Source organism: Paenibacillus sp. IHBB 3054 (assembly GCF_051594305.1).
GTDB lineage: Bacteria > Bacillota > Bacilli > Paenibacillales > Paenibacillaceae > Paenibacillus_AQ.
Map to the genome: position 1 here is coordinate 1 of NZ_JBOFBG010000184.1, position 353 is coordinate 353.

The following is a 353-nucleotide window of genomic DNA, read 5'->3' on the forward strand; positions in this document are numbered from 1 at the left end:
CCTATCCAAATCGTTCCAATGCCAACGGAGAAGTGTACAGCGAGGTAGTAGAGTACAACTACTATAATACAAGTTCCGCAAACTTTGATGCTGTCAATACGGGAATGCCGGTCTTAAAAGTGGATTCTATCCGAACTGTCACTCAGTTATCGAATAACAGCGTGGTTAAAACCTATGCAAATGTGCTATATAACGGAATGGGTTTGGCCCTTTTAGAGGAACACTTTGATGATAATGCTGGAAAGTGGGTGTTCACCCAGTATCACTATGACGATATGGGCAGACCCATCTATCAGAAAGACGCGCTTTCCAATGAAATAACGGTGGGATATGATCCGTGGGGCCGGGTGGGA

Annotated in this window: 1 protein-coding gene; it reads left to right on the forward strand. The window is 44.8% G+C overall.

What is annotated here, in order from left to right; genetic code table 11:
- On the forward strand, positions 1-353 hold a 353-nt coding region (locus ACQ76X_RS36380; protein ID WP_438498725.1), incomplete at both ends, for a hypothetical protein.